Genomic DNA, 23,193 nt, shown 5'->3' with positions numbered 1-23,193 from the left:
AGGAAAAATCCCTCTTTCAGAATTGTGGCCTTGTCAGCGACAAGGCCACATTTCCATTACCGTCGTTGCAGCTTCAAAGGTCTCAGAAAAGCTTCCGGCCTTTGTTCGCAGCAATGCGCATGCGCAAGGCGTTGAGCTTGATGAAGCCCGCCGCGTCGGCCTGGTTGTAGGCGCCGCCGTCTTCCTCGAAGGTCGCGATGTTGGCATCGAACAACGATTCGTCGGACTTGCGACCGGTGACGATCACATTGCCCTTGTACAGCTTCAGGCGCACAACGCCGTTCACGTGAGCCTGGGACGCATCGATCATCTGTTGCAGCATCAGACGCTCAGGGCTCCACCAGTAACCGGTGTAGATCAGGCTGGCGTATTTAGGCATCAGCTCGTCTTTGAGGTGAGCCACTTCGCGGTCCAGGGTGATCGATTCGATCGCACGGTGAGCGCGCAGCATGATGGTGCCGCCAGGGGTTTCGTAGCAGCCACGGGACTTCATGCCCACGTAACGGTTCTCGACGATGTCGAGACGGCCGATACCGTGTTCGCCACCGATACGGTTCAGGGTCGCCAGCACGGTGGCCGGAGTCATTTCGACGCCGTCCAGTGCCACGATGTCGCCGTTGCGGTAGGTCAGTTCCAGGTATTGAGCCTTGTCTGGAGCCTTCTCCGGGGAGACGGTCCATTTCCACATGTCTTCTTCGTGCTCGGTCCAGGTGTCTTCCAGCACGCCGCCTTCATAGGAGATGTGCAGCAGGTTGGCATCCATCGAATACGGGGATTTCTTCTTGCCGTGGCGCTCGATCGGGATGTTGTGCTTTTCAGCATAATCCATCAGCTTTTCACGGGAGAGCAGGTCCCACTCGCGCCAAGGGGCGATCACTTTCACACCTGGCTTGAGTGCGTAGGCGCCCAGCTCGAAACGAACCTGGTCGTTGCCCTTGCCGGTGGCGCCGTGGGAAATGGCGTCAGCGCCGGTTTCGTTGGCGATTTCGATCAGGCGTTTGGCGATCAACGGACGAGCGATTGAAGTACCCAGCAGGTACTCGCCTTCGTAAACGGTGTTGGCGCGGAACATCGGGAAAACGAAATCACGCACGAATTCTTCGCGCAGATCGTCGATGTAGATCTCTTTCACGCCCATGGCCTGAGCCTTGGCACGTGCAGGTTCAACCTCTTCGCCCTGACCGAGGTCAGCGGTGAAGGTCACGACTTCACAGTTATAAGTATCCTGCAGCCACTTGAGGATCACCGAAGTGTCCAGGCCGCCGGAATACGCCAGAACGACCTTGTTTACGTCCGCCATGCCATCACTCCACGGGGTTCTACGGAAAGCCGTGAAGTCTACCGGTCATACGGAATAATTTACAGAGGCGCGACAGCTTATGACGACGAAGCGACAGATTCTGTCGAGCGAGCGACGATTTCAGCGGAGTCAGGAGGTCGCCGGAGCGCTTCCCGGTGTCGTGGTCTGAGGCGCGACTTTCTCGGTCGGCGCTACCCGCTCCAGGCGCACGGCGACCCGGCGATTCTTCGCGCGGTTGCTGGCGTTGGTGTTCGGCGCCACAGGGTAGCGCTCACCGTGGAAACGCAGGGTGATCTGCGATTCCTGGATGCCATTGGCCTTGAAATAGTCCATCACCGCCAACGCCCGGCGGCGTGACAGTTCGCGGTTGGTCAGGCGGTTGCCGCTGTTGTCGGAGTGCCCGTCGAGCTCGATGTGATTGACCGTCGGATCCGCCTTCATGAACTCCAGCATCACCTGCAACTGCGCCTTGGCTTGTGGATCGAGATCGACGCCTTCACCCGGGAAGCCGATTTCGGACTGTTTGACCTGCTCGAAATTCTTCGGCAGCAGTTTCGCCACGCAGCCCTGATAGTCGTTGAAGGCCTTGCTGAACTTGACCGGCAACAGGCGCACTTCAGACACACGACCATCGCCAGAGGAATGCCGGATGACCGGACTGCGGCCGTCCATCAACCCGCTGATCAGGCGCCCGGCCTGAACCTGCGAACTGTTGAACAACACATTGCCGCTGCCGATTCTCACCGAACCCAGATTGATGTCGCCACGTCCCGGTTGCCAAGGCGCAGCGGCCGCCAGCAGGGTCGCCGAACCACCGCCGATCATCGCGTTGTAGGCTTTCAGACGAAACGTCGCCTGCTCGCCGGCACGGCGCACGAATTCACCCGAACCGAAATCGGTAATCGGTTGAGTCAGGCGGCATTCGAACTTGTCACCTTCGACCGTCCACTCGATGCTCTCCAGACGCGTCTGGAAAGTGAGCGCCATCGCAGGGAGGCTGGCAAACACACTGAGCAAGGCTAAATAACGCTGGCGCACGGGAGGCTCCACTGGCTTCTACAACAAAAAGACCGACACACATATTTCCGGCATACCTGTTGGATATCGGAAGCTTCCTGCAAAACTTGATAGCGAGTGCCTGGAAGAGTCTTTTCCGGTAGCATTCCCCAGAGTTTGACCCGCCTGGAATCCCCTCATGTCCGACCGCCTGACCCTGCTGCGTCCCGACGACTGGCATATTCATCTTCGCGATGGTGCTGTGTTGACCAATACCGTTGCGGATGTCGCGCGCACCTTTGGTCGCGCCATCATCATGCCCAACCTGGTACCTCCGGTGCGTAACGCCGCTGAAGCCGACGCCTATCGCCAGCGGATTCTCGCTGCACGCCCGGCCGGCAGTCGTTTCGAACCGTTGATGGTGCTGTACCTGACCGACCGCACCCAGCCCGACGAAATTCGCGAGGCCAAGGCCAGCGGCTTCATTCACGCCGCCAAGCTGTACCCGGCCGGCGCGACCACCAACTCGGACTCTGGCGTCACCAGCATCGACAAGATCTTCCCTGCACTTGAGGCCATGGCCGACGTCGGGATGCCTTTGTTGGTTCACGGTGAAGTCACCCGCGGCGACGTCGATGTGTTCGACCGCGAAAAAATCTTCATCGATGAGCACATGCGTCGTGTGGTCGAGCGTTTCCCGACGCTCAAAGTGGTGTTCGAGCACATCACCACCGCGGACGCCGTGCAGTTCGTCAACGAGGCTTCGGCCAACGTTGGCGCGACCATCACCGCGCATCACCTGCTGTACAACCGCAACCACATGCTGGTGGGCGGGATTCGGCCGCACTTCTATTGCCTGCCGATCCTCAAGCGCAATACCCACCAGGAAGCCCTGCTCGACGCTGCCACCAGCGGCAGCGACAAGTTCTTCCTCGGCACCGACTCGGCGCCTCACGCCCAGCACGCCAAAGAAGCAGCGTGCGGCTGTGCCGGTTGCTACACCGCTTATGCGGCAATCGAGATGTATGCCGAAGCCTTTGAACAACGCAACGCGCTGGACAAGCTCGAAGCCTTCGCCAGCCTCAACGGCCCGCGCTTCTATGGCTTGCCGGTGAACACCGATCGCATCACCCTGGTCCGCGATGAGTGGACCGCCCCAACCAGCCTGCCATTTGGCGAGCTGACCGTAATCCCGCTGCGCGCCGGTGAAAAACTGCGCTGGCGCCTGCTGGAGGAACACGCGTGAGTGAAGACCATTTCGACGACGAACAGGACGGTCAAGGCGGCGGAGGTGGTTCGCGCCACCCGATGGCTGAGCGCTTCCGTGGATACCTGCCAGTTGTTGTCGACGTTGAAACCGGTGGTTTCAACTCTGCCACTGACGCCTTGCTGGAAATCGCCGCGACCACCATCGCCATGGATGAAAAAGGGTTCGTGTACCCCGATCACACCTATTTCTTCCGCGTCGAGCCTTTTGAAGGCGCGAACATTGAAGCGGCCGCGCTGGAATTCACCGGAATCAAGCTCGATCATCCGCTGCGTATGGCAGTGAGCGAGGAAGCAGCCCTGACCGATATTTTCCGTGGCATCCGCAAGGCCTTGAAAGCCAACGGCTGCAAACGGGCAATTCTGGTCGGGCACAACAGCAGCTTCGATCTGGGCTTCCTCAACGCCGCTGTCGCGCGTCTGGACATGAAACGTAACCCGTTTCATCCATTCTCCAGTTTCGATACAGCCACCCTCGCTGGCCTGGCTTACGGTCAAACCGTACTGGCCAAGGCTTGCCAGGCGGCGGACATCGACTTCGACGGTCGCGAGGCTCACTCGGCGCGCTACGACACCGAGAAGACGGCCGAGCTGTTCTGCGGCATCGTCAATCGCTGGAAACAAATGGGTGGCTGGGAAGACTTCAACGACTGATCCTCGGTCGCTGGATTTCTCCCGCCCATAAAAAAACCGGCCTCAACAGCCGGTTTTTTTATGCCTGACGCTTGGGCTTACAGCGCCGCAGCGTTCTCGGTCAGGTAAGCCGCGACGCCTTCGGTCGAAGCGGTCATGCCTTTGTCGCCTTTTTTCCAGTTGGCAGGGCAAACTTCGCCGTGCTCTTCGTGGAATTGCAGTGCGTCGACCAGACGGATCAGCTCTTCCATGTTACGGCCCAGCGGCAGGTCGTTGATGATCTGCGAGCGGACAATGCCTTTGTCGTCGATCAGGAACGCGCCACGGAAAGCCACGCCGCCTTCGGACTCAACGTCGTAGGCCTTGGCAATTTCGTGCTTCATGTCGGCAGCCATGGTGTAACGAACCTGGCCGATACCGCCATTGTTCACCGGGGTGTTGCGCCATGCGTTGTGGGTGAAGTGCGAATCGATCGACACCGCGACCACTTCAACGTTACGGGCCTTGAAGTCAGCCATGCGGTTGTCCAGAGCGATCAGCTCGGATGGGCAAACGAAAGTGAAGTCCAGTGGGTAGAAGAACACCAGGCCGTATTTGCCTTTGATGGCCGAGGACAAGGTGTAGCTGTCTACGATTTCGCCATTGCCGAGGACGGCAGGTACGGTGAAGTCCGGGGCTTGTTTGCCTACGAGTACGCTCATTGAATATCTCCTGGTCTATATATCGTGAAGAACTGGGTTCGCGTCAGCCTGCCACCCTCAGGCGACAGCCCTGTGACACGACCCCCTTCGCAAGGACCGACCATCATACACGGCGTTTTTGAGCTGTCCTCAACGGTTTTTCATCGGCGCACCAAATTGGCCATCGCGGCAGGGTAATGGCAGATGCCTGGATGAAAACCGTTCGTCAGTCATACGCGCTTATAACGCAAAGCTTTCAGAAACCACTTTGACAATCATTCTCGTTAACATTAAGATCCATCGCAACTGAGTCACCACCAGCGACGGTTCTTAGCTTATGTATGTCTGCCTCTGCACTGGCGTCACCGACGGTCAAATCCGCGATGCAATCTATGAAGGTTGCTGCAGCTACAAAGAAGTCCGTCAGGCGACTGGCGTAGCCAGCCAATGCGGTAAATGTGCCTGCCTTGCCAAGGAAGTGGTGCGTGAAACCCTGACTAAATTGCAATCGTCACAGGCCGCGATCCCCTACCCGGTAGAATTTACTGCCGCGTAAATACCGTATTCCAAAGAACCGGACTTGATGTCCGGTTTTTTTATGTCTGAAAATCAACCGCTTACGCTCTAGACGCGGAACACAAACATTCTTATTCCGATTAATTTTCATTTAAGTTTCAATAACTTAGGTTTGACACTCTTAGTTGTGCGGCTCAAACTCTGCCCTATTGACAACTAATACAGGGCAGGACCCCATCATGAAAGGCGACATTACAGTCATCCAGCATCTCAACAAGATCCTTGCCAATGAGCTGGTCGCGATCAATCAATACTTTCTGCATGCGCGCATGTACGAAGACTGGGGTCTGAACAAGCTCGGCAAGCACGAATACCACGAATCCATCGACGAGATGAAACACGCGGACAAGCTGATCAAGCGCATCCTGTTCCTCGAAGGCCTGCCGAACGTCCAGGACCTGGGCAAGCTGCAGATCGGCGAACACACCCAGGAAATGCTTGAGTGCGACCTGCGTATCGAAAAAACCGGTCATGCCGACCTCAAGGTTGCCATCGCTCATTGTGAAACCGTCGGCGACTTCGGTAGCCGTGAATTGCTCGAAGATATCCTTGAGTCCGAAGAAGAACACATCGACTGGCTGGAAACCCAACTGGGCCTGATCGATAAAGTCGGTCTTGAGAACTATCTGCAGTCGCAGATGGGCGAAGAGTAAGTTAGCGCCCGCTAAACTCGAGACAATAAAAAGCCCCGCACTCTTTTGAAGAGGCGGGGCTTTTTAATGTCGCTCTTGTAGGAGCGATGCTTGCTCGCGAAGAACGATGACGCGGTATTCCTGAAGACCGAGGCGCCCTATTCGCGGGCAAGCCTCGCTCCTACAGGAACCGGATCAGGCTTCGGTCTTGTTGGCAGCAGCCGCTTCAACAGCCGCCTTGATCGTGGCCTGCAGCGAACCATCAGCCGACATTTCAGTCATGATGTCGCTACCGCCGACCAGCTCACCACCGACCCACAGCTGCGGGAAGGTTGGCCAGTTGGCGTATTTTGGCAGGTTGGCGCGGATTTCCGGGTTCTGCAGGATGTCCACGTACGCAAACTTTTCACCACATGCCATCACGGCCTGCGCGGCTTTCGCGGAGAAGCCACACTGCGGGGCATTCGGCGAACCTTTCATGTAAAGCAGAATGGTGTTGTTAGCAATCTGCTCTTTAATCGTTTCGATGATATCCATGGAGCACCTCGGCTGAACTTTCCGACTCAGAGGTCGGCACGGTGGCGCATTGTAACGGAAACCCGAGCGCCATGCTCGGTCTCCCCGACAGACACAATCAAGCCGCCACCACCGTCACCGGAACACCGTTCAACGCCGCATTCCCCGACAACTCGTCGAGCTGACACTCATCGGTCAGGTCATTGGCGCTGGAGCCCGGTTGACTACTGGCGATCGTCATCTGCACGCCGGGACGCGCATGGCCCCAACCGTGAGGCAGGCTGACCACGCCTTTCATCATGTCCAGGCTGGCGACCACTTCCACTTCGATCACACCGACCCGCGAACTGACCCGCACGCGCTGCCCATCACCGAGTCCACGGCTAGCCAGGTCATCCGGGTGCATCAGCAATTGATGGCGCGGCTTGCCCTTCACCAGACGGTGATAGTTGTGCATCCACGAGTTGTTGCTGCGCACATGGCGACGACCAATCATCAGCAATTCGTCGGCGGCCGGTGCTTGCAGCGCGGCGAAGCGTGCCAGGTCGGCGAGAATCGCAGCCGGCGCGGCCTGGACTCGCTGGTTGGCGGTTTTCAGGCGTGGCGCCAGGTTGGATTTGAGCGCGCCCAGATCGACGCCGTGCGGGTGATCGAACAGCGTCGCCAACGAAAGCTTATGCTGCGAGGCATCGCCATAAAGCCCCATCCGCAGCCCACGATCGATCATCTGCGCAGGTGCAATGGTCGGTTTCAGTTCCTTGCCTGTCTTCGCCGCAAAAGCCTGGGCCAGGCCGACAAAAATCTCCCAGTCATGCAACGCGCCTTCTGGTTTCGCCAGAATCGCCCGGTTGAAACGGGATACGTTTCGCACCGCAAACATGTTGAACGTGGTGTCGTAGTGATCGTTTTCCAGTGCCGAGGTCGACGGCAGGATCAGGTCGGCATAGCGCGTGGTTTCATTGATGTACAGGTCGATGCTGACCATGAACTCCAGCCCGTCCAGCGCCTGCTCCAGTTGCCGGCCATTGGGTGTGGACAGCACCGGGTTGCCGGCCACGGTGATCAGCGCACGGACCTGCCCTTCCCCGCCCGTCAGCATCTCTTCCGCCAGGGCCGACACCGGCAATTCGCCGCCGTACTCGGGACGCCCGGACACGCGGCTCTGCCACAGATTGAAATGCCCGCCCGACGTCGAGGCCACCAGATCCACCGCAGGTTCGGTGCACAACGCACCGCCGACGCGGTCGAGGTTGCCGGTGACCAGATTGATCAGTTGCACCAGCCAATGACACAGCGTGCCGAAGGCCTGGGTCGAGACGCCCATCCGGCCATAGCAGACCGCTGTCGGCGCCGCCGCGAAATCCCGGGCCAGTTGGCGAATCTGTTCTGCCGGCACCGCACACAAAGGGCTCATTGTGTCGGCAGTGAATGTGGTGATCGCCTGACGGACTTCATCCAGACCGTCCACCGGCAAATGGCTGTCGCGGGTCAGACCTTCGGTGAACAAGGTATTGAGCAATCCGAACAACAGCGCCGCATCGCCACCGGGGCGCACGAACAGATGCTGATCGGCCATCGCTGCCGTTTCACTGCGGCGCGGATCAACCACCACCACTTTTCCGCCCCGTGCCTGAATCGCCTTCAGGCGCTTCTCCACATCCGGCACGGTCATGATGCTGCCGTTGGAGGCCAGGGGATTGCCGCCGAGAATCAGCATGAAATCGGTGTGGTCGATGTCCGGAATCGGCAGCAGCAGACCGTGGCCGTACATCAAATGGCTGGTCAGGTGATGAGGCAACTGATCGACCGAGGTCGCGGAAAACCGGTTGCGGGTTTTCAACAGGCCCAGGAAATAATTGCTGTGGGTCATCAACCCATAGTTGTGCACGCTGGGGTTGCCTTGATAGACCGCCACCGCGTTCTGCCCGTGATGCTCCTGAATCGCCGCCAGGCGTTCGGCGACAAGGCTGAAGGCGTCTTCCCACTCGATAGGCTGCCATTCGCTGCCCACTCGCAACATCGGCTGACGCAGGCGATCCGGATCGTTCTGGATGTCTTGCAGGGCAACCGCCTTGGGGCAGATGTGCCCACGGCTGAACGTATCCAGCGGGTCGCCCTTGATTGAGGTGATCTGCACGCCATTGCCTTCAACCTCGGAGGTCTCGATGGTCAGGCCGCAGATGGCTTCACACAGGTGGCAGGCACGGTGATGGAGAGTCTTGGTCATGGCCAGTCTCTGTTTTGTTCTGGGCGGGCAATTTCGGCCGCGGAAACAAAACTATGGCGCGTGACCCGCGACTGCGCCAGCGACGTTCGTCTTGTGAATCGATGACCATCAGGCCAGCCGATGGCCGCGCACAGTCAGTTCGGCGGCAACCCGGGCGGCGGCGCCTGCAACTGGATGTCCTGAATGGTTTCGATCTGCTCCTGGGCGACATGTACGCCGGTGAGCTCGCCGATCAGTCGCCAGTGCTCGTCGAGCCCCGTGCTGATGGTTGCCATGCGGTCGATCATGCGTCGACCGGCCGCCTTGGTCACTTCGTCTTCACTGCGCATCAATTCGAAGGACATCGACGTCATGGAAGCGGTGAGGTGGGTCAGTGAACGGGCCGTGAGGCCGAGTAATTCCATTAACAGCTGTTCTTTCGATTCCATTCCGAAGGCTTCCTGCGTCACTCGTGAGTTAGTTATAACCCAGCACTTTGCATTAGCAAATGTTTCATCCGGGGCACGGTGACAGCCGGCGCCTTGAAACAGGCAAGACACGAGCAACATTTCCAAAACATAAGTTCGATCCCACAGACAGACTCACTGCGGTTGAGAAATCTTCAACGCCTTCTTTTTTAGAGGTGAGGCCAAGGCCGTCCAGATTCCGCCGACCGCCAGCCAAAGCATCACGCCGGACCCGATCAGGATGATAGCTTTCTGGTTTGCCAGGATGCCCAGTTGATGAGGCTCGGCTTGATAGACCTGCAAAGCAATATCAATGACGCTCACCACGGTGAACCACGCGACCACCAGGGCAGCTCCATGCTTAAGGTCCGGCGTCGACCGGGCGAGTAGCGAAGCCCCCAGGTAGATTCCAATTGCGACCAATCCCCCCACTACCAAAAACTGGGTCGAATCAATCTGCAATCGCGTCATCCCTGAAATTCTTCACGCCGATAAAAGCGCCGACGATGGCGCCAACCACGGCGCTCGGAACGCCTGGATAAATCGTGCTTGCGATAATCGCGAAGCCCATGACCGTAGAAATGACAGCCATATCGAAGGCCGGTGAAACACGACGAAGACGTGTCAGGCCAGTGTGTCCGGGTTTATTGATCGCCATACAGCGCTCCCTCCCTGGGAGTGTTTGACTTTACGCAGTCGAGAATCCGCAATGGGGCAGATAATACCTGAGCGCAGTCCGAGACCCGGCACCCGAAAACGTAACAGTAAACAACTCCGCGAGCTTGTAACGGGGCCCGGAGACCGCTGGTGGGCGGGTCTTTCAATCTTCGCCGGATGTCGAGCCAGATCACGGCATTTATTGCAATCGAGCTTCGGCACCGTGTACAAATGCTGCTCTCAACCTCGCAACGCGGATCGCGCTGTAAAGCTTGAAACATGTTGGAAGCCGTAAAAAAAGCCTCCTATTGGAAAAACGCGACATTTAATGTCAATATCGCGCCTCCCCCTATTTCGTCGCCCCGTGCGGCTTACGCCGCAGGTCTCGCCCGTTTTTCAGTTAAACAAGGCTTTGAGTATCTGCGGTCTGTTGCAAAAAGGTAGTCAATGATGAGCGCAAGGCACTTTCTCTCCCTGATGGATTGCACGCCCGAAGAGCTGGTCAGCGTGATCCGTCGAGGCGTTGAGCTCAAGGACCTGCGTAACCGCGGCGTACTGTTCGAGCCTCTGAAAAACCGCGTGCTCGGGATGATTTTCGAAAAGTCCTCGACCCGCACCCGAATTTCGTTCGAAGCCGGCATGATCCAGCTCGGCGGCCAGGCCATTTTCCTGTCACCGCGCGACACGCAGCTGGGCCGTGGCGAGCCGATCGGAGACGCCGCCATTGTCATGTCGAGCATGCTCGATGCGGTGATGATCCGCACGTTTTCCCACAGTACCCTGACCGAATTTGCCGCCAATTCGCGCGTCCCGCTGATCAACGGCCTGTCCGATGACCTGCACCCGTGCCAGTTGCTGGCCGACATGCAAACCTTCCTAGAACATCGCGGCTCGATCCAGGGCAAGACCGTGGCCTGGATCGGCGACGGCAACAACATGTGCAACAGCTATATAGAAGCGGCGATCCAGTTCGACTTCCAGTTGCGTATCGCCTGCCCTGAAGGTTTTGAACCCAACCCGCAATTCGTGGCCAAGGCCGGTGATCGCGTGACCATCGTCCGCGATCCGAAGGACGCCGTGCGCGGCGCCCACCTGGTGAGCACCGACGTCTGGACCTCCATGGGCCAGGAAGAAGAAACCGCCAAGCGCCTGAAGCTGTTCGCGCCGTTCCAGGTGACTCGCGCCCTGCTCGACCTGGCTGCCGAGGACGTGCTGTTCATGCACTGCCTGCCGGCCCACCGGGGCGAGGAAATCAGCCTCGACGTGCTCGATGACAAGCGCTCCGTCGCCTGGGATCAAGCGGAAAACCGTCTTCACGCACAAAAGGCCCTGCTCGAGTTTCTCGTCCCGCCTTCGTATCACCACGCATGAGCCATCCATTACTGCTTAACCTGCGCAACCTCGCCTGTGGCTATCAAGACCAGCGAGTCGTGCAGAACCTCAACCTGCATTTGAATGCCGGTGACATCGGGTGCCTGTTGGGCTCTTCGGGCTGCGGCAAGACCACCACGCTACGGGCGATTGCCGGTTTCGAACCGGTGCACGAAGGTGAAATCACGCTGGCGGGCGAGACCCTCTCCCGCGCCGGTTTCACCCTCGCGCCGGAGAAACGCCGGATCGGCATGGTGTTCCAGGACTACGCGCTGTTTCCGCACCTGAGCGTGGCCGAGAACATCGCCTTCGGGATCCGCAAGCATCCGCAAAAGGATCGCGTCACCGAAGAATTGCTGGAACTGGTCAACCTGAAAAACCTTGGCAAGCGCTTCCCGCATGAGTTGTCCGGTGGTCAGCAGCAGCGTGTCGCATTGGCCCGCGCACTGGCACCGGAACCGCAATTGCTGTTGCTCGACGAACCGTTCTCCAACCTCGATGGCGAACTGCGGCGCAAGCTCAGCCATGAGGTGCGCGACATTCTCAAGGCCCGTGGCACCAGCGCGATTCTGGTGACCCACGACCAGGAAGAAGCTTTCGCGGTGAGCGATCACGTCGGGGTGTTCAAGGAAGGCCGGCTGGAACAATGGGACACGCCCTACAACCTGTACCACGAACCACTGACGCCGTTTGTGGCCAGCTTCATTGGCCAGGGTTATTTCATTCGCGGTCAGCTGAGCAGCCCCGAGTCGGTGCAGACTGAGTTGGGTGAGTTACGCGGTAACCGTGCCTACACCTGGCCAGTGGGCGGTGCGGTGGACGTGTTGCTGCGCCCGGACGATATCGTTTATGCACCCGACAGCGGTTTGAAGGCGCGGATTGTCGGCAAGTCTTTCCAGGGGGCCTCGACGCTGTACCGTTTGCAGCTGCCTACCGGTGCGCAGCTGGAGTCGATTTTCCCGAGCCATGCCGATCATCAAGTCGGCGCCGAGGTGGGCATTCGAGTCGCGGCTGAACACCTGGTGTTGTTCCAGGCGTCCGGCAGCACGGCAGCGCAGATTCCGGCGGTAGAGTCCGGCGTCCGGCGCTACAGCACCGCCAGCTGATACAGAAACCTGTAGGAGCGAGGCTTGCCCGCGAAGGCGTCGTGTCAGTCGAAACCTTCTTTGGCAGGCCTGACGCCTTCGCGGGCAAGCCTCGCTCCTACAGAAATCAACCGAAAATCAGAAAATCATCCGAGCATCAGTGTTCCGCTCGCAACCAGCGTCGCATTCCCGCCGATCTTCACCCGATCCCCTTCCAGCCGGCAAAACAACTCCCCGCCTCGCTTCGAGCACTGATATGCCGTGAGGCTCGACTTGCCCAATCGCTTCGACCAGTAAGGAATCAAGCTGCAATGGGTCGAACCGGTGACCGGGTCTTCATTGATGCCGATCGCCGGGGCGAAGTAACGCGACACAAAATCATGCTTGCCACCCTTGGCGGTGACAATTGCGCCGGGCCACGGCAGTTTGCCCAGGGCAATCATGTCTGGCTGACAATCGAGCACCGCCTGCTCCGATTCCAGCACCACGAACAATTCATTTGAACCCAACACGTCGACTACTTCGACGCCCAAGGCGCGTTCGACATCCAGGGTCACGCCCACTTCAGACGGCACGATGGCCGGAAAATCCAGCCACAAGCGTCCACCCTCCCGAGTCACACTCAACGGCCCGGACTTGCAGATGAAGTCCAGGCGCTCGGCCGGTTCCTTATAGATTTCAAACAACACATGCGCGCTGGCCAGGGTCGCATGGCCGCACAACGGCACCTCAGTGGTCGGGGTAAACCAGCGAATGTGCCAGTCCTGCCCTTCGCGCACCAGGAAGGCGGTTTCGGCGAGGTTGTGCTCGGCGGCGATCTTCTGCATCAACTCATCGGCGAGCCAGGCCTCGAGCCGATACACCATCGCCGGGTTGCCACTGAACGGACTATCACTAAACGCATCGACCTGATGAAATTCAAGCTGCATAACCTTCTCCCTGATTCAGACGCGGCCGATATCGGCGAACTTGGCCTGTGTGTGCTCGGCCAGCACGGCCGGCGCCAATTCAACTTCCAGACCGCGCCGACCGGCGCTGACGAAAATGGTTGCAAAGGGCTGAGCGGAGGTATCGATAAATGTGCGCAAACGCTTCTTCTGCCCCAGCGGACTGATCCCGCCCAACAGATAACCCGTCGCGCGTTGCGCAGCGGCAGGATCGGCCATTTCGACTTTTTTCACACCCGCCGCGTGAGCCAGATGCTTCAAGTCCAGACTTCCGACGACCGGCACCACCGCCACCAGCAACTCACCTTTCTCACTCGCCGCCAGCAACGTCTTGAACACTTGCGCCGGGTCCAGTCCCAGTTTCTCCGCGGCCTCCAGCCCATAGGACGCGGCCTTCGGATCATGTTCATAACTGTGCACGCGATGTTCGGCTCGAACTTTTTTCAACAAATCCAATGCGGGGGTCATGGCAGCTCCAGACTGGGCGGCAGTAGAAAAATCCTGCGCTGGATTCTAGGACATTGATCGGAAAAAGGCTCTATTGCGCCACTGTTTCAAAGGCTTGGCAGCGCCGCCTGCCGCTCGTCCGTGATCAGCCTGCGGCGTGAACGATACGATCATTCACGTGACTAATAGTTGAATTGTGACTGACGGTTCACTTTCGACCTTTGACAGCAGCGTTTCTTGTCTATATTTTTTCGAATCTGAATACTGTACGAATGTGTCATCGCAGCACCCCAGCAGCAGGCCGAGAACAGGATGGGGATTCTGCCTCGGTGGAAAACGCGCTTTGGCCATGACGAAAGAAGCGCCAGACAACAACAAAAACGAGGTTTTCAATGACAACTGCTTTACAACAACCGTCGCTCTCAAGCCAATGCATGGCCGAGTTTCTGGGCACTGCACTGCTTATCTTTTTCGGCACCGGTTGTGTTGCCGCGCTCAAGGTCGCGGGTGCCAGCTTTGGCCTGTGGGAAATCAGCATCATCTGGGGCGTCGGTGTGAGCATGGCGATCTACCTGACCGCCGGGGTTTCCGGGGCTCACCTCAATCCTGCCGTGAGCATCGCCCTGAGCATTTTCGCCGACTTCGAAAAGCGCAAACTGCCGTTCTATATCCTTTCTCAAATTGCTGGCGCGTTCTGCGGCGCATTTTTGGTCTACACGCTGTACAGCAATCTATTCTTCGACTTCGAACAAACTCACCATATGGTCCGTGGCACCCAGGCCAGCCTTGAATTGGCGTCGGTGTTTTCCACCTTCCCCAACCCGGCCCTGTCCACCGCCCAGGCTTTCCTGGTTGAAGTCATCATCACCGCCATCCTGATGGGCGTGATCATGTCCCTGACCGACGACAACAATGGTCTGCCAAAAGGGCCTCTGGCACCGTTGCTGATCGGTTTGCTGATTGCAGTAATTGGCAGCTCCATGGGCCCGCTGACCGGTTTCGCGATGAACCCGGCGCGTGATTTCGGTCCGAAGCTGATGACTTTCTTCACCGGCTGGGGTGAAATTTCCCTCACCGGCGGCCGCGATATCCCGTATTTCCTGATTCCGATTTTTGCACCGATTGTCGGTGCCTGCCTCGGCGCTGCCGCGTATCGCGGGCTGATTGCCCGTCATCTGCCCAGCGCCATACCTGCTACAAAGGACGCAACACCGGCCATTGACGGCAAACCAAGAACTTCTTGATACCGTAGGCGCGTGATCCTGCCCTTTTGGTCTCGCGCCTGACCTCACTTCCTTTTTTCGTCCAAGGCAATCGACATGACCGACATTCAGAATAAGAACTACATCATTGCCCTCGATCAGGGTACGACCAGCTCCCGCGCGATCATTTTCGACCGCGACGCGAACGTGGTGTGCACCGCCCAGCGCGAATTCGCCCAGCATTACCCGCAAGCCGGTTGGGTCGAACACGACCCGATGGAAATCTTCGCCACCCAAAGCGCCGTGATGGTCGAGGCCCTGGCTCAAGCCGGCCTGCATCACGACCAGGTCGCGGCCATCGGCATTACCAACCAGCGCGAAACGACCGTGGTCTGGGACAAGACCACCGGCCGCCCGATCTACAACGCGATCGTCTGGCAGTGCCGCCGCAGCACCGAGATCTGCCAGCAGCTCAAGCGCGATGGCCACGAGCAATACATCAGCGAAACCACAGGTCTGGTCACCGACCCGTACTTCTCCGGCACCAAACTCAAGTGGATCCTCGACAACGTCGAAGGCAGCCGCGAGCGTGCGCGTAAAGGTGAACTGCTGTTCGGCACCGTCGACAGCTGGTTGATCTGGAAATTTACCGGCGGCAAGGTGCACGTCACCGACTACACCAACGCCTCGCGCACCATGCTCTTCAACATCCACACCCTGGAGTGGGACGCGAAGATGCTGGAGGTGCTGGATATTCCGCGCGAGATGCTGCCGGAAGTGAAGTCCTCGTCAGAAATCTACGGCCACACCAAAAGCGGCATCGCCATCGGCGGTATTGCCGGCGATCAGCAAGCAGCCCTTTTCGGCCAGATGTGCGTCGAGCCGGGCCAGGCGAAAAACACCTACGGCACCGGCTGCTTCCTGTTGATGAACACTGGCGACAAAGCCGTGAAGTCCAAGCACGGCATGCTCACCACCATCGCTTGCGGCCCACGCGGCGAAGTGGCTTACGCCCTCGAAGGCGCCGTGTTCAACGGTGGCTCGACCGTTCAGTGGCTGCGTGACGAACTGAAGATCATCAACGACGCCCACGACACCGAATATTTCGCCAACAAGGTCAAGGACAGCAACGGCGTGTACCTGGTACCGGCCTTTACCGGCCTCGGCGCTCCCTACTGGGACCCGTACGCCCGTGGTGCCCTGTTCGGCCTGACCCGCGGCGTGCGTGTGGATCACATTATTCGTGCAGCCCTGGAGTCGATTGCCTACCAGACCCGCGACGTTCTGGACGCCATGCAACAGGATTCCGGCGAACGTTTGAAATCCCTGCGCGTGGACGGCGGCGCGGTCGCGAACAACTTCCTGATGCAGTTCCAGGCCGACATCCTCGGCACTCAGGTCGAGCGTCCGCAAATGCGCGAGACCACTGCACTGGGCGCCGCTTACCTGGCCGGCCTGGCGTGTGGTTTCTGGGGCAGCCTGGATGAGTTGCGCGGCAAGGCGGTGATCGAACGCGAATTCGAACCGACCCTGGACGAAACCGCCAAGGAAAAACTCTACGCCGGCTGGAAAAAAGCCGTCAGCCGCACCCGCGACTGGGAACCGCATGAAGGCGCTGAATAAGCCAACAACAGGGTTGTAACTGGTCGGGAGCAGATTCCTGCGGCATCATGGGCAAATTTTGCACGGCAGCCAAAGGAAGCCCCATGAATCTGCCTCCCCGTCAGCAGCAAATCCTCGAACTGGTCCGCGAACGCGGCTATGTCAGCATCGAGGAAATGGCTACGCTGTTCGTCGTTACACCGCAGACCATCCGCCGCGATATCAATCAGCTCGCGGAAGCCAATTTGTTGCGTCGCTATCACGGCGGCGCGGCCTACGATTCCAGTGTCGAAAACACCGCCTACGCCATGCGCGCCGACCAGATGCGCGATGAAAAGCAGCGTATCGGCGAAGCCATTGCGGCGCAGATCCCGGATCACGCCTCGCTGTTCATCAATATCGGCACCACCACCGAATCGATTGCCCGGGCGTTGCTCAACCACAACCACCTGAAGATCATCACCAACAACCTGCACGTGGCCTCGATGCTCAGCGCCAAGGACGACTTCGACGTTCTGCTGACCGGTGGCAATGTGCGGCGCGATGGCGGCGTGGTCGGCCAGGCGAGTGTCGACTTCATCAACCAGTTCAAGGTGGACTTCGCCCTGGTCGGCATCAGCGGCATCGATGAAGACGGCAGCCTGCTGGACTTCGATTACCAGGAAGTGCGGGTGTCGCAGGCGATCATCGCCAATGCCCGGCAGGTGATTCTGGCGGCTGACTCCAGCAAATTCGGGCGCAACGCCATGATTCGCCTGGGGCCTATCAGTCTGATTGATTGCCTGGTGACCGATCAGCAGCCTGTGCCGGCGTTGGCGCAGTTGTTGAGTCAGCACAAGATTCGGCTCGAAGTCGTTTAAACCCCTCCCCTGTGGTGAGGGGATTTATCCCCGTTGGGCTGCGCAGCAGCCCTAAAACCTGCAACTACGGTATTTCTGATACACCTCGTGTGGTGGTTTGACGACTGCTTCGCAGCCGAACGGGGATGAATCCCCTCGCCACATTTGTTCCTTGCAACGACCTAAATGTTCGTAAATTTTCCTTTCCCGCCCCTTCGATCAGTATTTTCAATCGAAGTTGACTGGCTGCGGGCGGTTTAATGGGCTACTATTTTCGCAAATGAACATTAATGTTCGTATTCCAATACAGAAAATCAAAAAAGCCCGAGGCCAGCCGATGCCCACTTCTACCTTGCCTACGCCCCCTCTCGCTGAGGTCTACGACATCGCCGTCATCGGTGGTGGGATCAATGGCGTGGGGATCGCAGCAGATGCCGCCGGTCGCGGCCTCTCGGTGTTCCTTTGCGAAAAGGATGACCTGGCCAGCCACACCTCGTCCGCCAGCAGCAAACTGATCCACGGCGGCCTGCGCTACCTCGAACATTACGAATTCCGCCTGGTGCGCGAAGCCCTCGCCGAACGCGAAGTGCTGCTGGCCAAGGCGCCGCACATCGTCAAGCAAATGCGCTTCGTGTTGCCGCACCGTCCGCACCTGCGTCCGGCCTGGATGATCCGCGCCGGCCTGTTCCTGTATGACCACCTCGGCAAGCGGGAAAAACTCGAAGGCTCGAAAAGCCTGAAGTTCGGTCCGGACAGCCCGCTTAAAAGCGAAATCACCAAAGGCTTCGAATACTCCGATTGCTGGGTCGACGATGCGCGTCTGGTGGTACTGAACGCCATGGCCGCCCGCGAGAAAGGCGCCCACGTTCACACCCAGACCCGTTGCGTCAGCGCCCGTCGCACCAAGGGTTTGTGGCATCTGCACCTGGAACGCGCCGATGGCAGCCTGTTTTCGATCCGCGCCAAGGCACTGGTGAACGCCGCCGGCCCATGGGTCGCCAAGTTCATTCGTGACGACCTGAAGATGGAATCGCCATACGGCATCCGCCTGATCCAGGGCAGCCACCTGATCGTGCCGAAACTGTACGAAGGCGAACACGCGCACATTCTGCAAAACGAAGATCAGCGCATCGTCTTCACCATTCCGTACCTGAACCACTTCACCCTGATCGGCACCACCGACCGCGAGTACACCGGCGATCCGGCAAAAGTGGCGATCACCGAAGGCGAAACCGATTACCTGTTGAAAGTGGTCAACGCCCACTTCAAGAAGCGGATCAGCCGCGACGATATCCTGCACAGCTATTCCGGCGTTCGTCCGCTGTGCAACGACGAATCCGACAACCCGTCGGCCGTCACCCGCGACTACACGTTGGCACTGTCGGGCACTGGCGAAGAAGCGCCGTTGCTGTCGGTGTTCGGCGGCAAGCTGACCACCTACCGCAAACTGGCCGAGTCGGCGCTGGCACAACTGGCGCCGTACTTCACGCACATCAAGCCAAGCTGGACCGCCAGCGCCACCCTGCCGGGCGGCGAAGACATGACCACTCCGCAGGCGCTGAGCTCGCTGATTCGCGACAAGTTCGACTGGGTTCCGACTGAAATCTCACGCCGCTGGGCGACCACCTATGGCAGCCGTACCTGGTGCATGATGGAAGGCGTGCAGAACCTCAGCGACCTGGGCGAACACATCGGCGGCGGTCTCTACACCCGCGAAGTCGATTACCTGTGCAGCGAAGAATGGGCAACCACCGCCCATGACATTCTGTGGCGCCGCAGTAAATTGGGCTTGTTCACTACCCCGGCGGAACAGCAGAAACTGGCGGACTACCTGAGCAAGGTCGAGCAGAACCGCAGCAAGATCGAAGCGGCCTGATCGGGAATCCGGTTAAAGCGAAGCCCCTGAATCTCACGATTCAGGGGTTTTTTCCATTCTGGAGGACACCACAGATCAATGTGGGAGCGGGCTTGCCCGCGATTGCGGACTGTCAGGCTCAATAATGTTGGATTTGATGGCCTCATCGCGGGCAAGCCCGCTCCCACAGGGATATGTGCAGTCACGAGATCGTATTCGGTTTTCCGAACGCGACCTGTCGGTCGATTCGGTTAACCGGATTATCCGTCGCAAAAATTAACGCCATAAATATTTAATCCCCTTACAAATCAATGACTTGATCTGTGTCGCCTGGCCTGGCACGAGTCATGCTCTACACTCTTGAACGAATGCCTGTTGCATCCCACTTCAGGAGCCGTCAGGCATTCGAAGCACAAAAAGGGCCGATGAACTGGCTCCATATAAAAACAATGTCGAGGAAAATTTGATGCGCATCGTTCCCCATATCCTGGGCGCAGCCATTGCTGCCGCTCTGATTAGCACTCCAGTTTTCGCTGCCGAGCTCACCGGCACACTGAAGAAGATCAAAGAGTCCGGTGTGATCACCCTCGGGCATCGTGACGCTTCCATCCCGTTTTCCTATATCGCTGATGCTTCCGGCAAACCGGTTGGCTACTCCCACGATATCCAGCTGAAAATCGTCGAAGCCATCAAGAAAGACCTGGACATGCCCAACCTCCAGGTCAAATACAACCTGGTCACCTCGCAAACCCGTATCCCGCTGGTGCAGAACGGCACCGTGGACGTCGAGTGCGGTTCCACCACCAACAACGTCGAGCGTCAGCAGCAAGTCGACTTCTCTGTCGGCATTTTCGAAGTGGGTACTCGCCTGCTGTCGAAAACCGCTTCCGAATACAAAGACTTCGACAACCTGAAAGGCAAGAACGTCGTGACCACCGCCGGCACCACGTCCGAGCGCATCCTCAAGTCGATGAACGCCGACAAACAGATGGGCATGAACGTGATCTCCGCCAAGGACCACGGCGAGTCCTTCCAGATGCTGGAAACCGGGCGCGCTGTTGCATTCATGATGGACGACGCCTTGCTGGCCGGTGAAATGGCCAAGGCCAAGAAGCCGACGGACTGGTCGGTGACCGGTACTGCACAGTCCTATGAAATCTACGGCTGCATGGTTCGCAAGGGCGACGAGCCGTTCAAGAAGGCTGTGGACGACGCAATCATCGCAACCTACAAGTCGGGCGAGATCAACAAGATCTACGAAAAATGGTTCATGCAGCCAATCCCGCCAAAAGGCCTGAACCTGAACTTCCCGATGAGCGAGAAGATCAAGGAACTGATCGCCAATCCGACCGATAAAGCGGCTGACGACAAGAAATCCTGATTTCTGACTAACCTTATCTCCTGAGAGGGCCTCTGCCCTTTCAGGAGATAGTCACTCCCTGCTGGCATTTTTGGAAACACTCGAACCGGTGGCTGTCGAGCCGCTCGTGTGTGCCTGATCGTCAAGGTCGGGCGGGAACGGAGCTTCCCCAGGCGGGCATTTGTACATCGAACGATCTGAGGGGAGACCCTAATGAATTACAACTGGGACTGGGGCGTATTCTTCAAGTCCACCGGCGTGGGCAGCGAAATTTATTTCGACTGGTACCTCTCCGGTTTGGGCTGGACCATCGCCATCGCCGTCGCCGCCTGGATCATCGCGCTGCTGCTGGGCTCGGTTCTGGGCGTCATGCGCACCGTGCCGAATCGCATCGTATCGGGCATCGCGACCTGCTACGTCGAACTCTTCCGTAATGTGCCGTTGCTGGTTCAGCTGTTCATCTGGTACTTCCTGGTACCCGATCTGCTGCCGCAAAACCTGCAGGACTGGTACAAACAGGACCTGAACCCGACCACCTCGGCTTTCCTCAGCGTCGTCGTCTGTCTGGGCCTGTTCACCGCCGCCCGCGTGTGCGAACAAGTGCGTACCGGCATCCAGGCGCTGCCTCGCGGCCAGGAAGCGGCCGCTCGCGCCATGGGCTTCAAGCTGCCGCAGATCTACTGGAACGTGCTGCTGCCCCAGGCCTACCGGATCATCATTCCGCCGCTGACCTCGGAATTCCTGAACGTGTTCAAGAACTCCTCCGTGGCGTCGCTGATCGGCCTGATGGAGCTGCTCGCGCAGACCAAACAGACCGCCGAGTTCTCCGCCAACCTGTTCGAAGCCTTCACCCTGGCCACCCTGATCTACTTCACCCTGAACATGAGCCTGATGCTGCTGATGCGTGGGGTCGAGAAGAAAGTCGCCGTACCGGGCCTGATCTCCGTAGGGGGTAAATGATGGAATTCGACTTCTCGGGCATCGTCCCTTCCCTGCCGGGCCTGTGGAACGGCATGGTCATGACCCTGCAACTGATGGCGCTGGGCGTCGTCGGCGGGATCATCCTCGGCACGATCCTGGCCCTGATGCGCCTGTCCCACAGCAAGCTGCTGTCGAACATCGCCGGCGCCTACGTCAACTACTTCCGTTCGATCCCGCTGCTGCTGGTCATCACCTGGTTCTACCTGGCGGTGCCGTTCGTGCTGCGCTGGATCACCGGCGAAGACACCCCGATCGGCGCGTTTGCCTCCTGCATCGTGGCCTTCATGATGTTCGAAGCGGCGTACTTCTGCGAAATCGTCCGGGCCGGCGTGCAGTCGATTCCCAAGGGCCAGATGGGTGCTGCCCAGGCTTTGGGCATGACATATGGCCAGATGATGCGTTTGATCATCCTGCCGCAAGCGTTCCGCAAGATGACCCCGCTGCTGCTGCAACAGAGCATCATCCTGTTCCAGGACACTTCGCTGGTCTACGCGGTCGGCCTGGTGGACTTCCTCAATGCCTCCCGTGCCAGTGGCGACATCATCGGTCGCTCCAATGAGTTCCTGATCTTTGCAGGTCTCACGTACTTCACAATCAGCTTTGCCGCCTCGCTGCTGGTCAAGCGTCTGCAAAAAAGGTTTGCCGTATGATCTCTATCAAGAATGTCAACAAGTGGTATGGCGACTTCCAGGTACTGACTGACTGCAGCACCGAGGTCAAAAAAGGCGAAGTGATCGTGGTGTGCGGGCCGTCCGGCTCCGGCAAATCCACCCTGATCAAATGCGTCAACGCCCTGGAACCGTTCCAGAAAGGCGACGTGGTGGTCGATGGCACGTCCATCGCCGACCCGAAGACCGACTTGCCGAAACTGCGCTCGCGCGTGGGCATGGTGTTCCAGCATTTCGAACTGTTCCCGCACCTGACCATTACCGAAAACCTGACCATCGCGCAGATCAAGGTGTTGGGCCGCAGCAAGGACGAAGCCACCAAGAAAGGCCTGCAACTGCTTGAGCGCGTCGGCCTCTCGGCTCACGCCCACAAGCACCCTGGCCAACTCTCCGGTGGCCAGCAACAGCGTGTGGCGATTGCCCGTGCGCTGGCGATGGACCCGATCGTCATGCTGTTCGACGAACCGACCTCGGCGCTGGACCCTGAAATGGTCAACGAAGTGCTCGACGTGATGGTGCAACTGGCCCACGAAGGCATGACCATGATGTGCGTGACCCACGAAATGGGCTTTGCCCGCAAAGTGGCGGATCGCGTGATCTTCATGGACCAGGGCAAAATCATCGAAGACTGCAAGAAAGAGGACTTCTTCGGCGACATCACCCACCGCGCCGAGCGTACGCAGCATTTCCTCAACAAGATTCTGCAGCACTAAGAAAGGCACCGCTCCCCAAATGTGGGAGCGAGCTTTTGTGGTGAGGGATTTGGGAGTGAGTGGTTTTTGTGGCGAGGGGATTTATCCCCTCGCCACAGAACCACTCACCACAAAACCCACTCACCACACAGGCCTGCTCCCATATGGGGCCGGTGGTGGTCTTGAGATTTGCGTTGTGGTTGACCCAAGGCATC

General features: G+C 58.5%; 24 protein-coding genes. 14 read left to right on the top strand and 10 right to left on the bottom strand.

Annotation, left to right across the window (positions count from 1 at the left end):
* Positions 1-82 precede the first annotated feature (82 nt).
* Complete coding sequence (locus ACIQV9_RS09195) at positions 83-1,300, bottom strand: argininosuccinate synthase (protein ID WP_007898502.1); 1,218 nt, start codon at positions 1,298-1,300, stop codon at positions 83-85.
* A 129-nt stretch (positions 1,301-1,429) separates the two neighbouring features.
* Positions 1,430-2,338 carry an OmpA family protein gene (locus tag ACIQV9_RS09190; protein WP_403100259.1) on the bottom strand — a complete coding sequence of 303 codons (909 nt, stop codon included), beginning with the start codon at positions 2,336-2,338 and terminating at the stop codon, positions 1,430-1,432.
* Between the two features lie 157 nt (positions 2,339-2,495).
* On the opposite strand from ACIQV9_RS09190, the gene pyrC reads away from it, so the two are divergent.
* The gene (gene pyrC, locus ACIQV9_RS09185) at positions 2,496-3,542 is read left to right on the top strand and encodes a dihydroorotase (protein WP_403100257.1); all 1,047 of its coding nucleotides are present in this window, start codon (positions 2,496-2,498) and stop codon (positions 3,540-3,542) included.
* Positions 3,539-4,216, top strand: coding sequence for a ribonuclease T (gene rnt, locus ACIQV9_RS09180; RefSeq protein ID WP_064679478.1), 678 nt, complete (start codon positions 3,539-3,541; stop codon positions 4,214-4,216). The genes pyrC and rnt overlap by 4 nt, the downstream gene beginning before the upstream one ends.
* 77 nt (positions 4,217-4,293) lie before the next feature.
* On the opposite strand, the gene ACIQV9_RS09175 is transcribed toward rnt, so the two are convergent.
* A complete protein-coding gene (locus tag ACIQV9_RS09175) occupies positions 4,294-4,896 on the bottom strand; it encodes a peroxiredoxin (RefSeq protein WP_109634439.1) in 603 nt (200 codons plus the stop codon).
* 316 nt (positions 4,897-5,212) lie between these two features.
* On the opposite strand from ACIQV9_RS09175, the gene ACIQV9_RS09170 reads away from it, so the two are divergent.
* Together ACIQV9_RS09170 and bfr are read left to right on the top strand one after the other, a co-directional pair.
* Complete coding sequence (locus tag ACIQV9_RS09170) at positions 5,213-5,431, top strand: bacterioferritin-associated ferredoxin (protein ID WP_403100253.1); 219 nt, start codon at positions 5,213-5,215, stop codon at positions 5,429-5,431.
* A 199-nt stretch (positions 5,432-5,630) separates the two neighbouring features.
* Positions 5,631-6,104, top strand: a complete 474-nt coding sequence (bfr, locus tag ACIQV9_RS09165; RefSeq protein WP_064679481.1) for a bacterioferritin — start codon at positions 5,631-5,633, stop codon at positions 6,102-6,104.
* Between the two features lie 174 nt (positions 6,105-6,278).
* Here bfr and grxD read toward each other — a convergent pair whose 3' ends face one another.
* The 5 genes from grxD to ACIQV9_RS09140 form a co-directional block, all read right to left on the bottom strand.
* Entirely contained in the window at positions 6,279-6,620 is a 342-nt protein-coding gene (grxD, locus tag ACIQV9_RS09160; RefSeq protein WP_010457686.1) for a Grx4 family monothiol glutaredoxin, read from the bottom strand.
* 97 nt (positions 6,621-6,717) lie between these two features.
* The gene (locus tag ACIQV9_RS09155; protein ID WP_403100246.1) at positions 6,718-8,826 is read right to left on the bottom strand and encodes a molybdopterin oxidoreductase family protein; all 2,109 of its coding nucleotides are present in this window, start codon (positions 8,824-8,826) and stop codon (positions 6,718-6,720) included.
* A 134-nt stretch (positions 8,827-8,960) separates the two neighbouring features.
* Entirely contained in the window at positions 8,961-9,254 is a 294-nt protein-coding gene (locus ACIQV9_RS09150) for a hypothetical protein (RefSeq protein ID WP_403100243.1), read from the bottom strand.
* 153 nt (positions 9,255-9,407) lie between these two features.
* Positions 9,408-9,743 carry a hypothetical protein gene (locus tag ACIQV9_RS09145; protein ID WP_403100240.1) on the bottom strand — a complete coding sequence of 112 codons (336 nt, stop codon included), beginning with the start codon at positions 9,741-9,743 and terminating at the stop codon, positions 9,408-9,410.
* On the bottom strand, positions 9,724-9,930 hold the full coding sequence (locus ACIQV9_RS09140) for a hypothetical protein (protein WP_010457690.1): 207 nt from the start codon (positions 9,928-9,930) through the stop codon (positions 9,724-9,726). The genes ACIQV9_RS09145 and ACIQV9_RS09140 overlap by 20 nt, the downstream gene beginning before the upstream one ends.
* Positions 9,931-10,379: 449 nt before the next feature.
* Between ACIQV9_RS09140 and argF the strand changes: the two genes are divergently transcribed.
* Both argF and ACIQV9_RS09130 read left to right on the top strand, forming a co-directional pair.
* A complete protein-coding gene (argF, locus tag ACIQV9_RS09135) occupies positions 10,380-11,300 on the top strand; it encodes an ornithine carbamoyltransferase (protein ID WP_403100237.1) in 921 nt (306 codons plus the stop codon).
* Positions 11,297-12,406 (top strand): ABC transporter ATP-binding protein, encoded by a 1,110-nt coding sequence (locus ACIQV9_RS09130; protein ID WP_403100235.1) that lies wholly within the window; start codon positions 11,297-11,299, stop codon positions 12,404-12,406. The genes argF and ACIQV9_RS09130 overlap by 4 nt, the downstream gene beginning before the upstream one ends.
* 125 nt (positions 12,407-12,531) lie before the next feature.
* On the opposite strand, the gene ACIQV9_RS09125 is transcribed toward ACIQV9_RS09130, so the two are convergent.
* Entirely contained in the window at positions 12,532-13,314 is a 783-nt protein-coding gene (locus ACIQV9_RS09125) for a PhzF family phenazine biosynthesis protein (protein WP_403100232.1), read from the bottom strand.
* A 15-nt stretch (positions 13,315-13,329) separates the two neighbouring features.
* Complete coding sequence (ybaK, locus tag ACIQV9_RS09120) at positions 13,330-13,800, bottom strand: Cys-tRNA(Pro) deacylase (RefSeq protein WP_403100229.1); 471 nt, start codon at positions 13,798-13,800, stop codon at positions 13,330-13,332.
* 371 nt (positions 13,801-14,171) lie between these two features.
* Between ybaK and ACIQV9_RS09115 the strand changes: the two genes are divergently transcribed.
* The 8 genes from ACIQV9_RS09115 (at position 14,172) to ACIQV9_RS09080 (ending at position 22,999) form a co-directional block, all read left to right on the top strand.
* The gene (locus ACIQV9_RS09115) at positions 14,172-15,023 is read left to right on the top strand and encodes an MIP/aquaporin family protein (RefSeq protein WP_403100226.1); all 852 of its coding nucleotides are present in this window, start codon (positions 14,172-14,174) and stop codon (positions 15,021-15,023) included.
* A gap of 75 nt (positions 15,024-15,098) precedes the next feature.
* The gene (glpK, locus tag ACIQV9_RS09110; RefSeq protein ID WP_403100224.1) at positions 15,099-16,604 is read left to right on the top strand and encodes a glycerol kinase GlpK; all 1,506 of its coding nucleotides are present in this window, start codon (positions 15,099-15,101) and stop codon (positions 16,602-16,604) included.
* A gap of 83 nt (positions 16,605-16,687) precedes the next feature.
* Positions 16,688-17,443, top strand: coding sequence for a DeoR/GlpR family transcriptional regulator (locus ACIQV9_RS09105; protein ID WP_007916700.1), 756 nt, complete (start codon positions 16,688-16,690; stop codon positions 17,441-17,443).
* Between the two features lie 316 nt (positions 17,444-17,759).
* Entirely contained in the window at positions 17,760-19,298 is a 1,539-nt protein-coding gene (gene glpD, locus ACIQV9_RS09100) for a glycerol-3-phosphate dehydrogenase (RefSeq protein WP_403100221.1), read from the top strand.
* A gap of 445 nt (positions 19,299-19,743) precedes the next feature.
* A complete protein-coding gene (locus ACIQV9_RS09095) occupies positions 19,744-20,658 on the top strand; it encodes a glutamate/aspartate ABC transporter substrate-binding protein (protein ID WP_403100219.1) in 915 nt (304 codons plus the stop codon).
* Positions 20,659-20,850: 192 nt separating this feature from the next.
* The gene (locus tag ACIQV9_RS09090; protein ID WP_403100216.1) at positions 20,851-21,597 is read left to right on the top strand and encodes an amino acid ABC transporter permease; all 747 of its coding nucleotides are present in this window, start codon (positions 20,851-20,853) and stop codon (positions 21,595-21,597) included.
* A complete protein-coding gene (locus tag ACIQV9_RS09085; protein WP_109634474.1) occupies positions 21,597-22,268 on the top strand; it encodes an amino acid ABC transporter permease in 672 nt (223 codons plus the stop codon). Before ACIQV9_RS09090 ends, ACIQV9_RS09085 begins: the two co-directional genes overlap by 1 nt.
* Complete coding sequence (locus tag ACIQV9_RS09080; RefSeq protein WP_403100214.1) at positions 22,265-22,999, top strand: amino acid ABC transporter ATP-binding protein; 735 nt, start codon at positions 22,265-22,267, stop codon at positions 22,997-22,999. The genes ACIQV9_RS09085 and ACIQV9_RS09080 overlap by 4 nt, the downstream gene beginning before the upstream one ends.
* The last annotated feature ends 194 nt before the right edge of the window (positions 23,000-23,193 follow it).

It is taken from the genome of Pseudomonas sp. NPDC099000, from assembly GCF_044759925.1.
Taxonomy (GTDB): domain Bacteria; phylum Pseudomonadota; class Gammaproteobacteria; order Pseudomonadales; family Pseudomonadaceae; genus Aquipseudomonas.
Note: the sequence above shows the minus strand (reverse complement) of the source record. Positions and strands in the feature narration are given on the sequence as shown.

Coding starts and splice junctions, on each gene's coding strand:
- glpD (WP_403100221.1), top strand. CDS start 17,760: ATGCCCACTTCTACCTTGCCTACGCCCCCTCTCGCTGAGGTCTACGAC.
- ACIQV9_RS09085 (WP_109634474.1), top strand. CDS start 21,597: ATGGAATTCGACTTCTCGGGCATCGTCCCTTCCCTGCCGGGCCTGTGG.
- ACIQV9_RS09140 (WP_010457690.1), bottom strand. CDS start 9,930: ATGGCGATCAATAAACCCGGACACACTGGCCTGACACGTCTTCGTCGT.
- ACIQV9_RS09095 (WP_403100219.1), top strand. CDS start 19,744: ATGCGCATCGTTCCCCATATCCTGGGCGCAGCCATTGCTGCCGCTCTG.
- ACIQV9_RS09105 (WP_007916700.1), top strand. CDS start 16,688: ATGAATCTGCCTCCCCGTCAGCAGCAAATCCTCGAACTGGTCCGCGAA.
- ACIQV9_RS09150 (WP_403100243.1), bottom strand. CDS start 9,254: ATGGAATCGAAAGAACAGCTGTTAATGGAATTACTCGGCCTCACGGCC.
- ACIQV9_RS09155 (WP_403100246.1), bottom strand. CDS start 8,826: ATGACCAAGACTCTCCATCACCGTGCCTGCCACCTGTGTGAAGCCATC.
- ACIQV9_RS09175 (WP_109634439.1), bottom strand. CDS start 4,896: ATGAGCGTACTCGTAGGCAAACAAGCCCCGGACTTCACCGTACCTGCC.
- bfr (WP_064679481.1), top strand. CDS start 5,631: ATGAAAGGCGACATTACAGTCATCCAGCATCTCAACAAGATCCTTGCC.
- ACIQV9_RS09145 (WP_403100240.1), bottom strand. CDS start 9,743: ATGACGCGATTGCAGATTGATTCGACCCAGTTTTTGGTAGTGGGGGGA.
- pyrC (WP_403100257.1), top strand. CDS start 2,496: ATGTCCGACCGCCTGACCCTGCTGCGTCCCGACGACTGGCATATTCAT.
- grxD (WP_010457686.1), bottom strand. CDS start 6,620: ATGGATATCATCGAAACGATTAAAGAGCAGATTGCTAACAACACCATT.
- ACIQV9_RS09170 (WP_403100253.1), top strand. CDS start 5,213: ATGTATGTCTGCCTCTGCACTGGCGTCACCGACGGTCAAATCCGCGAT.
- ACIQV9_RS09130 (WP_403100235.1), top strand. CDS start 11,297: ATGAGCCATCCATTACTGCTTAACCTGCGCAACCTCGCCTGTGGCTAT.
- ACIQV9_RS09090 (WP_403100216.1), top strand. CDS start 20,851: ATGAATTACAACTGGGACTGGGGCGTATTCTTCAAGTCCACCGGCGTG.
- glpK (WP_403100224.1), top strand. CDS start 15,099: ATGACCGACATTCAGAATAAGAACTACATCATTGCCCTCGATCAGGGT.
- ybaK (WP_403100229.1), bottom strand. CDS start 13,800: ATGACCCCCGCATTGGATTTGTTGAAAAAAGTTCGAGCCGAACATCGC.
- ACIQV9_RS09125 (WP_403100232.1), bottom strand. CDS start 13,314: ATGCAGCTTGAATTTCATCAGGTCGATGCGTTTAGTGATAGTCCGTTC.
- argF (WP_403100237.1), top strand. CDS start 10,380: ATGAGCGCAAGGCACTTTCTCTCCCTGATGGATTGCACGCCCGAAGAG.
- ACIQV9_RS09115 (WP_403100226.1), top strand. CDS start 14,172: ATGACAACTGCTTTACAACAACCGTCGCTCTCAAGCCAATGCATGGCC.
- ACIQV9_RS09195 (WP_007898502.1), bottom strand. CDS start 1,300: ATGGCGGACGTAAACAAGGTCGTTCTGGCGTATTCCGGCGGCCTGGAC.
- ACIQV9_RS09080 (WP_403100214.1), top strand. CDS start 22,265: ATGATCTCTATCAAGAATGTCAACAAGTGGTATGGCGACTTCCAGGTA.